This window comes from Rhodoferax sp. GW821-FHT02C08, assembly GCF_059421805.1.
The window spans coordinates 1-9,377 of record NZ_JBWKVR010000049.1; the positions used below are offsets into that span (position 1 = coordinate 1).

At 63.6% G+C, this 9,377-nt stretch carries 8 protein-coding genes; 2 read left to right on the plus strand and 6 right to left on the minus strand.

Annotation, left to right across the window (positions count from 1 at the left end):
• Window positions 1–162 precede the first annotated feature (162 nt).
• Complete coding sequence (locus tag AC07VY_RS26405) at window positions 163–1,836, minus strand: asparagine synthetase B family protein (protein WP_495100124.1); 1,674 nt, start codon at window positions 1,834–1,836, stop codon at window positions 163–165.
• 56 nt (window positions 1,837–1,892) lie between these two features.
• Entirely contained in the window at window positions 1,893–3,086 is a 1,194-nt protein-coding gene (locus AC07VY_RS26410) for a right-handed parallel beta-helix repeat-containing protein (RefSeq protein ID WP_495100123.1), read from the minus strand.
• 89 nt (window positions 3,087–3,175) lie between these two features.
• Between AC07VY_RS26410 and AC07VY_RS26415 the strand changes: the two genes are divergently transcribed.
• Window positions 3,176–4,408, plus strand: coding sequence for a glycosyltransferase (locus tag AC07VY_RS26415; protein ID WP_495100122.1), 1,233 nt, complete (start codon window positions 3,176–3,178; stop codon window positions 4,406–4,408).
• On the opposite strand, the gene AC07VY_RS26420 is transcribed toward AC07VY_RS26415, so the two are convergent.
• Complete coding sequence (locus AC07VY_RS26420; RefSeq protein WP_495100121.1) at window positions 4,405–5,709, minus strand: ATP-binding protein; 1,305 nt, start codon at window positions 5,707–5,709, stop codon at window positions 4,405–4,407. The genes AC07VY_RS26415 and AC07VY_RS26420 overlap by 4 nt on opposite strands.
• Window positions 5,706–6,365: a response regulator gene (locus AC07VY_RS26425; protein WP_495100120.1), complete on the minus strand. Its 660-nt coding sequence runs from the start codon at window positions 6,363–6,365 to the stop codon at window positions 5,706–5,708. The genes AC07VY_RS26420 and AC07VY_RS26425 overlap by 4 nt, the downstream gene beginning before the upstream one ends.
• Before the next feature lie 182 nt (window positions 6,366–6,547).
• Here AC07VY_RS26425 and opgC point away from each other — a divergent pair, with 182 nt between their 5' ends.
• Window positions 6,548–7,687 (plus strand): OpgC domain-containing protein, encoded by a 1,140-nt coding sequence (opgC, locus tag AC07VY_RS26430; RefSeq protein WP_495100119.1) that lies wholly within the window; start codon window positions 6,548–6,550, stop codon window positions 7,685–7,687.
• Between the two features lie 29 nt (window positions 7,688–7,716).
• Here opgC and AC07VY_RS26435 read toward each other — a convergent pair whose 3' ends face one another.
• Window positions 7,717–8,541, minus strand: a complete 825-nt coding sequence (locus AC07VY_RS26435; RefSeq protein ID WP_495100118.1) for an SGNH/GDSL hydrolase family protein — start codon at window positions 8,539–8,541, stop codon at window positions 7,717–7,719.
• A 211-nt stretch (window positions 8,542–8,752) separates the two neighbouring features.
• A complete protein-coding gene (locus tag AC07VY_RS26440; RefSeq protein ID WP_495075194.1) occupies window positions 8,753–9,190 on the minus strand; it encodes a universal stress protein in 438 nt (145 codons plus the stop codon).
• Between the last annotated feature and the right edge of the window lie 187 nt (window positions 9,191–9,377).

The following is a 9,377-nucleotide window of genomic DNA, read 5'->3' on the forward strand; positions in this document are numbered from 1 at the left end:
ACACAACTGGATGAAACACCAGTATGGCGCATCTGAACCAAAATTCAAGTCTGTCTGAGGCAGGTAGCTAATCAGGTAAAAATAGCTGCTAGCGCAATAGATATGTGCGCTGGCAGCTATATTTTTTGATACTAAAAATGAGAGCAGATGCCGGTTGCGACCTCAGCTGGGCATCTTGAACTGCGGCGCGTGCTTTTGCAGCCACTGCTCCAGCATCATCAGAATCCAGACCATTTCGCCGTAGTAACCGGGGTGCTCCTGCAGGCGCTCGGCCAGCAGGCTGCGGATGAAGTCCGGGCGCACGATGTTGCGCGTGGCCAGGCTGTTCAGCGAGTCGCTGGCGAGCTTTTTCAGGCCGTCGTGGCGTGTGGCCCAGACGCCGAAGGGCAGGCCGAAGCCTTGCTTCTTCTTGGTCAGAATCTCGTCCGGCAGGAAGCCGCGCAGCGCTTCCTTGAAGAACCAGCGCAGCTTCAGGCCCTTGAGCTTGTACTCGGTGGGCAGCTTGAGCGAGAACTCCAGCAGGGCCTGGTTCAGCATGGGGAAGCCCACCTGCAGGCCGGCCAGCTGGGTGGTGCCGCAGACCTTGGGCAGGTCGGTTTCGGCCAGGGTGTAGCGCCAATCAAAGGCCAGCATGCGGTTCACCAGGCTGTCGGTGCGGGCTTGCTCCCATACGCCGCGCTGCTGCACGGCTGGGCCCTGCACGTCGATGCGCGCCAGGAAGTCGGGGGTGAACACATCGCTGATGCCCAGGCGCAGCAGCAGGTTGTACATCTGCAGCCGGTCTGGCATGGGCACTTTGGCCTGTTCCACATAGCTGGAGGCCTTGCTCAGCAGGCTGATGGAGCTGTTGGCGGTCTTGCCCAGCAGGGGCTCCATCAGTCCGCTGCGGATGGGCGCGGGCACCACGTCGTACCAGCCGAAGACACGCTGCTTGGCGTAGCGGCTGTTGCCGCCAAACAGCTCGTCGCCGCCGTCGCCGGCCAGGATCTTGGTGACGCCGTCGTCCTTGGCCATGCGCGCGCAGTAGTACGAGGGTAGGGCGGACGAGTTGCCGAAGGGCTGGTCGTAGGAGGCGGCCACGTCGGCAATGCTGCGCACCAGGTCCTCGGGGGTGACGTAGTACTCGTGGTGTTCGGTCTTGAAGTGGCGCGCGGCCAGGCGCGCGTATTCCATTTCGTCATAGCCCTCGGCGTCGAAGCCGATGGAGTAGGTGGCGGCGGGCTTGCCTGCGGCCTGGCCGATCATGCCGGCCACGGTAGAGCTGTCGGTGCCGCCACTCAGGAAGCAGCCGGCCTTGCCGCCATCCAGCTCGCCTGCCACGGCGCTGCGCACCAGGCTGCGGAATTCGTCGCGCAGGGTGTCAAAAGAGGCGCCGGTCTGCTCGTTGAATGTGGGCACCCAGTAAGGTGCCACCAGCAGCTGGCCTTTGTCGAACACCGCGTAGTGGCCGGCCGGCAGGCGGAACACGTCCTTGAAGATGGTGCGCGGCGAGGGGATGGCGTGGAAGAACAGGTAGTCAAAAATAGCCTGCGGGTCCACCTCGGCGCTGGCATCGGCCAGCGCGTCCGCGCGGGCCGCAAAGCGCAGCTGGCCGTCCTGGATGCGGTAGCACAGGCTGCGCACGGCGAAGCGGTCCACCGCTAGAAATGTGCGCCCGGATGCCTCTTGCAGCGCCACGGCAAAGTCTCCGCTGGCCTGCAGCGCGGCCGTGGCCGGGTTGTCAGCAAAGGCGGCCTGCCAGGCGGCTACCGCGCCGTCGGAGCGGGCCAGTGTGGCCAGGCGGGCATCTGCAAACAGGGGGGAACCAAGCACCAGTGAGGAGGGGGTCAAGGACATGGGCGGATAGGGTATGAAAAGCCGATACAAGTGCAGTAGTGCGGGGGCTGGAAAGCTCAAGGCCGGGCCGGGTTCAGCTGCTGCAGCGCTCCGGGATTATGCGGGGCATTGCCCGCAGTGCTCAGGGCCGCGCTGTGCGCGGGGTGAATATATTCGCGCAGGGGCCGCAGATCCTGGCCGTTGGCGCTGCCAGGGGCCATGGCTTTGCCGACCAGGGGGCTGTCGGCGCGCAGCCGGTAGTCGTAGCCGGGGGCGAAGGCGCTGCGGTCCAGCCGGAAGTTGTTGCGCCAGGTACCTGGTGTGTTGGGCGCACTGGGCAGCGGCGTGGGGCCTATGAACAGGTTGTTGACGGCCAGCACCGCGTCGGCGCCGGGTTTGACGCGCAGCCAGGTGCCGCCGCCGGGCAGATCGTCCACCAGGGTGTTGTGCGACAGATAAAGCTGGTTGCTGGGCCAGGCATAGCCTTCGGCGCCGAAGGAAATCACATGCGGGTTTTCGGTCAGCGGGCCTTGCTCCACGATGTTGCCGATCACATAGGCCACGCCGCCATCGGGGAACTCCAGCTCGTAGCTGGCGCTCCCGCCGGCCTCGTCGGTCAGGCGGTTGTACAGAATGTAGTTGGCGGCGGCCCGGCTTTTCAGCAGATGGCCCGTGTGGGCGTGGTGGAAATAGCTGCCGCTGACCGTGGCCCGCGCGATGCGGCCTATGTAGAGGTTGTGGTTGTGGCCGTCCGGGCGGCTGTTGTAGGCGAATTCGCTGTCCTCCACCTCCAGCACCGCGTTCGCGTCGTTGCTGGTCAGCAGGCCCATCTCGTTGTAGGTGAAGCTGCAGTTGCGCACCACCAGCCTACCGGCTTCAAAGCGTATGCCGGCGCCGTTGCGGCTCTCTACCTGTGCGCCGGAGAAGTCAAAGCCCTCCACCGTGAACTGGGGGCTGCGCACCACCCAGATGGCCTTGCCCTCGGCCGCCATGCCTTGGGCCTGCAGCCGCACGCGGCCGCCCACGGCACGCAGCGTGATGTGGGATTGGGTCCATACCGCCACGTCGCCCAGGTAGTCGCCGGCATCTACTTCAATCAGCGTGTTGTCGCCCGCCATCTGTGCGGCAGCAGCTATGGTTTTGATAGTATGCAGGGGGCCGACCCGCAGCAGCGTGGCCGCGTTGGCCGCGCCGGCCAGCAGCAGCCAGGCCAGCAGCCACAGGCGGCACAGCCTGGCGAGGGTGGGGCGGTTGGAGAGGGTGGCGGGCATGAATGGCAGGCATTCTGCCGGATGCGGGCGGATCGGCGTCTGCCCGTATGATCTCTGGCTGCATAGAACACAACCCCAGGGCCAGCCGTTTGAAAACAGTTTTGATGATCGCCTACCACTTCCCGCCCTTGGCAGGCAGCAGTGGCATACAGCGCACATTGCGGTTTGTGCAGCATCTGCCCGCGCTGGGCTGGCGTCCCTTGGTGCTGACGGCCGAAGAGCAAGCCTACGAGCGCACCAGCCCCGACCTGTTGGCCGATGTGCCGCCCGAGACGGTGGTGCAGCGCGCCTTCGCCCTGGACACCGCGCGCCATCTGAACATCAAGGGCCGCTACATGGGCTGGATGGCCCGGCCCGACCGCTGGGTCAGCTGGCGCTTCGACGCCTTGCGCCAGGGCCTGCAGATGGTCAAGAAGTACAAGCCGGATGCCATCTGGTCCACCTATCCGATTGCCACGGCCCATGTGATTGGCCAGCAGCTGCACCACAAGACCGGCATCCCTTGGGTGGCCGACTTCCGCGACCCCATGGCGCAGGAGGGCTACCCCGCCGACCCCGAAACCTGGCGCAGCTACCAGCGCATTGAACAGCAGGCGCTGGAGCAGGCGCGCTATTCGCTGTTCACCACGCCCGGTGCCGCGCAGATGTACCGCGAGCGCTACCCCCAGGCCGCCAGCCGCATTGCGGTGCTGGAAAACGGTTATGACGAGGAAAGCTTTGCCAACGCCCCGGCCGCGTCTGCCCAGCCGCTGGCGGCCGACCAGCCCGTGGTGTTGCTGCACAGCGGCATCGTCTACCCCTCTGAGCGCGACCCGACCCAGCTGTTCCAGGCTTTGCAGCGCCTGCGTGCCCAGGGCGGCCTGCAACCGCAGCAGCTGAAAATCCGCTTCCGTGCCTCGGCGCACGACGATCTGCTGACCAGCCTGTCCAGCCAGTACGGCGTGCAGGACTTCATAGAACTCTGCCCCGCCGTGCCCTATCGCCAGGCACTGGCCGAGATGCTGTCGGTGGACGCGCTGCTGGTCATGCAGGCCAGCAACTGCAATGCGCAGATTCCCGCCAAGATCTATGAATACCTGCGCGCCGGCAGGCCCCTGCTGGGCCTGACCGACCCGGTGGGCGACACGGCGGGCGTGCTGCGCGGTGCGGGTCTGGATGCCATTGCTCCGTTGGATTCCGTCGACGCCATGGTCGAGCTGCTGCCGCGCTTCGTGGCCGCGGTGCGCAGCCAGTCGGTGGCCCTGCCCAACCCGGCGGCGGTGCGCGATGCCTCGCGCCAAGGTCGTTCCCAGGCGTTCGCGCGGCTGCTGGATACGATTTAACCGGGACGCGGGAAGGTCAACGTCACGCGCAGCCCGCCCAGCGTGGGTGATGCGTCCAGAGTCAACGTGGCCTTGTGGGCTTGCGCGATGGCCTGGGCAATGGCCAGGCCCAGGCCGCTGCCGCTGGCACCCGCTTCGGCGCTGCGGTAGAAGCGGTCAAACACATGGGGTAGGTCGGCCGGCGCAATGCCGGGGCCAGAATCTTCCACGGTCAAGGTGGCGCCGTCCGGCGTAGCAACCAGGCCCACATCCACCCGGCCCTGCGCTGGCGTGTACTTCAGCGCGTTGTCCAGCAGGTTGCGTAGCAGAATGCGCAAGGCCTCGGCGTGGCCTTGTACCCAGGCTGGGGCGTCGGCATTCACACCCAGGTCCATTTGCCGCTCATGCGCCTGTGGCAGGGCTTCTTCCACGGCCAGGCGCACCAGGTCTTGCAGATTCAGCTTTTGTGCCGGGGTATCGGCTGCGGACTCCTGCCGGGCCAGCACCAGCAGCTGGTTCATTAGCCGGATGGCGCGGTCTATGCCCTGGTGCAGCCGGGCCACGGCGACATCGCGGCCCGGGCCATCGGCCGCACGGCCCAGGGCCTGGGCTTGCAGCTTGAGCGCGCTCAGGGGCGAGCGCAGCTCGTGCGCGGCATTCGCCACAAACGACTTTTGCGCATCAAACGCCGCATGCACGCGGGCGAACAGTAGGTTCAGCTCGTGCACCAGGGGGCGCACCTCGTCGGGCAGGCCGCTGTCGGGTAGGGGGGACAGGTCGTCGGCGGCGCGGGTGGCAATTTGGCGGCGCGTGCGCTCCAGCGGCTTGAGCGCATGGCGTATGGCCCACCACAGGGCCAGCATCAGCAGCGGCGCCATCCAGGCCATGGGCAGCATGGCGCGCACCGCCAGAGCCCGGGCGCGGGCCTGGCGGGCGCTCATGTCCTGGGCGATCTGGATGGTCTGCGCCGGGGTCTGGATGGAGTACACACGGTAGCGCGTGCCGTTCTGCTCTACGTCCGAAAAGCCTAGCACGGCCTGCGGCGGCAGCCGGTTGTGGTGCGACTGGAACAGCTGCACGCCGTTGGCGCTCCATATCTGCACCTCGTAGTCAGTGTCGTCGTCTGACTCCAACGGATCGAGCTGCCTGGGGGTGCCATTGCGCAGCGCGTAGGCCATTTGCTGCAGGTGGTAGTCGAACATCTCGTCGGCCTGCTGCAGCGCCCCGTGGTAGGCGGATGCGGCCTGGAACAGCGCGGCGGCCAGGATGGCGGTCATCACCGAACCCAGCAGGCGTCGGCGCAGGGAATACGGGCTGGTCATGGCTTCGGAATCACGTAGCCCAGGCCACGCACGTTCTGGATCAGCTCGCTGCCCAGCTTTTTGCGCAGGCCGTGGATGTACACCTCGACGGCATTGCTGCTGACGTCGTCCTTCCAGCTGTAGAGCTTTTCCTCCAGCTGGGCGCGCGAGAACACCACGCCGGGGCGTGCCATCAGTGCCTCCAGCACGGCCCATTCGCGGGCCGACAGGGCGATGGTCTGGCCGTTGCGCGCGGCCTCGTGGGTGATGGGGTTCAGGCGCAGGCCGTGGATCTCCAGCACCGGGTCGGCGCGGCCGGCGCTGCGCCGCGTCAGGGCGCGGATGCGGGCCAGCAGCTCGTCGATGTCATAGGGTTTGAGCACATAGTCGTCGGCTCCGGCGTCCAGGCCCTTGATGCGCTCGGCCACGGCATCGCGCGCGGTAACGATCAGTACCGGTGTGCTGTCCTTGCGCAAGCGCAGGGACTTGAGCACGTCCAGCCCGTCTTTTTTGGGCAGGCCCAGGTCCAGCAGCACCAAGTCGTACTGCTGGGTGCTCAGCGCAGTGTCTGCCATGGCGCCGTCTTTGACCCAGTCCACGGCGAAGTGCTCGGCGCGCAGTACGTCGAGCACAGTTTCGCCAATCATGGGATCATCTTCGACGAGCAGTAGTCGCATTGTGTTTCCTCCGTGCAATTATCGCGGCCTCCGGCTTAGGTGGGGCTTAAGCAGCTTCGGCGCCACGGCGTTGCCGAAGGCATGCACTTTCGCTACCGCAAGCCGCTGTTCCGCAAGCCATGTTTTATGCAAATTCGTCGTGTTTTCTACATTGATGTTGTGTGCCTCAAGGTGAACCCTCCATGACGCGGCGTTGGGAGCTGGATGCTATGCGCGGCCTGATGCTGGTGCTCATGACGGTGACGCACTTACCCACGCGGCTGAGTTCGCCCCTCGGGCAGCCCTTTGGATTTGTATCGGCCGCGGAGGGGTTTGTACTTTTGTCCGCGTACATGGCGGGCTTGGTATACGCCAAGTTGGCGCAACGGGATGGCATTGACGCCATGCGTATGGCGTTTTGGAAGCGGGCCATCAAGGTCTATGCATGCCATGTTGCCATGCTGTTGTTTCTATTCACTGCCGTTGCCGCAGTCGGTTTGCGGGTGGAGCAACCCGCCGTGACCAACTTGATGTCTTTTTACCTGGCGCAGCCGTTGACCGCATTGGGGGCTGGGTTGTTGCTTGTATATATGCCGCCGCTGCTGGACATCCTGCCCATGTATATCCTCTATATGCTGGCCAGTCCCTGGGTTTTGGCATATGCCTTGCGGCACGGATGGAACGGGGTGATGACCTGGAGCCTATGCGCATGGCTGTTGTCGCAATTTGGGCTAGGGGCATGGGTGTATGGCGCCACCGTTGCGTTAACGGGGCTGGCTGTGCCTATCCGTGAAGTTGGTGCGTTCTCGGTGTTTTCATGGCAGTTTCTTTGGGTGTTGGGCCTGTGGATGGGGGCGAGCCGCCACGCGAAGGATGCGCGGCCTTTTGTTTTTCCGCACTGGGCCGTTGTGTTGGCGGTGCTGATGGCGTTTGCCGGGTTCGTATGGCGGCACGGCGTGGGGCAAGCGCCATTTGGTGCCGATCAAAACCTGAATATGTTGTTTGACAAATGGTTGCTCGGGCCGCTGCGGCTGCTGGATTTATTTGCCTTGATGGTGGTGGTTCTTCATTTTGGTTCTGCGCTTGCGTCGCGGATATCGAGCCTGCCATGGCTGGAGGTGCTGGGTGCAGCCTCATTGCCCGTGTTTTCCGCGCATTTGGTGATTGTTTTGCTGGCGCTGACTTTTTTGGGAGGCGACCCGTTCGCCCATGCCTGGTGGGTAGATGTGGTGTTGCTGGCGGGCTGCTTTGGTGTGCTGTATGGGGTTGCCCGGGTATCGCTCAGGCTGGACCGTTTGCACCGGATGGAGGTAGGGATTCGCGGCTCGGGCGTGCGCTTTTAATTTTGAAAGCGTGGCGTTGACAGTGGCCTTTAATGGCTGCCGGCAATTTGCGCAGTCGGCACTTGGGCTGGCGTGGACGCCGGAAGCTGCGCGGCAATGATCGACTTCCATAGCCGGTAACCGGCTTCGTTCAGATGCAGCTGATCGGGTTGAAACAACTCGGGCCGGGGTTGGCCCTCAGCGTTCAACATCGGCTGGAAGATGTCGATGTAGCGCACGTCCTGCAAGCTGTGCACATAGTCGGAGATCAGTGCATTGGTCTGCTTGATTTTTGGCAGCAGTTCAACGCGCGACGGGCTGGGCTTGATCGAGATGTAGGAAATGCGGGCTTCTGGCAACTCCGCTCTCACGCTGCGTACAAATTTTGCAAAGCTGTCTCTCACATCAGCTGGACTGCGACCTTCGGCCAAATCGTTATCGCCTGCATACACCAGCACTTGCTTGGGCCTGTAGCGGATCACCAGTTCGCGCACGAAGTGGTTGCAATCGGCCATGGTGGAACCACCAAAACCGCGGTTGATGATCACCGGCACCTGTCTGAAATCGTCCGACAGGCTGGTCCACATCCTGATCGTGGAGCTACCCACAAAAAGAACGCCATCACTGGCAGGCAGCCGTTCGTTGTCGGCTTTGGCAAATGCATCCAAGCTGCTTTGCCAGCGGGTCTGTGGGCTCAATAGCGGAGCCGAAGCCTGTCCGCCCCCCACCGGAACAGGCGTGGATACCGCCAGGGCTACGGGGAATAACGGTGCTTCTGCACCCGCCTTGTGGATCGCACCCGAAAGCACCAGCAAAGCTGTGAGCGCTTTGACGCGACGGCTGTAGTGGGCAACGGTGGAGCGGGCGGGTTTCATGGGACAGGGCATTGTGGAAAATGGCAATGCGGCATCAAGTACCAGGTAGATAAGGATGCAGATATTGCTAAGCAATCCAGATGCCTAAATACTACGCCTGCTTGTCGTGCCACGCCTGTTTTAGCCCAGCCCGCCCACAGCTTTTAAAGCTTTTTGTGGCTTTTTGTGGCTTTTTGGGTGCTCAGCCGGGCCGGTGGCTGAGCGCAATCAGTCAGCGTGCCACCAACACCGGTAGCGTGGATTCGGCCAGCACTTTGGTGGCGATGCTGCCCAGCAGCAACCGGGCAATGCCCGAGCGCCCGTGCGAGCCCACGACGATCAGGTCCACGTCCTGGCCATTGGCGTACTCCACGATGGCGCTGGCCACGGCACGCTCTTCCACAGTCACTGGTATCAATGTCACTGCGCTGCCCTGCTTGCACAGGGCCGCCACCTTGCTGTGGGCGGCGGCGGCATCCTGTTGTGCGGCTGACATGTAGTGCTGCAGGCCTTCGGTGCTCATTTCACCCACGGCCAGATAAGGGTAAGGGTCTACGGCATACAGAACTGTCAGTTTGGCGCCCATATTGCGCGCCAGGTCCACGGCCATTTCGGCCGCATGGTCAGAGGCGGCAGATCCGTCGGTGGCCAGCAAAATGTGTTTCAACATAGTCGCTCCTTCCATCCACTATGTGTGGTGTGTGATGGCATTGTGCGACCGATGGCCCGACACTGCAGTTGATCTGCGTCAAGCCAGTGTGTATCAGGTGTAAGCCTTTGTTTTGCCTGATTAGCTACCTGCCTCAGAGTATCGAAGAACAGTCAATGGAAGTGGCCGGGTCGTCACAGCCGCGCGC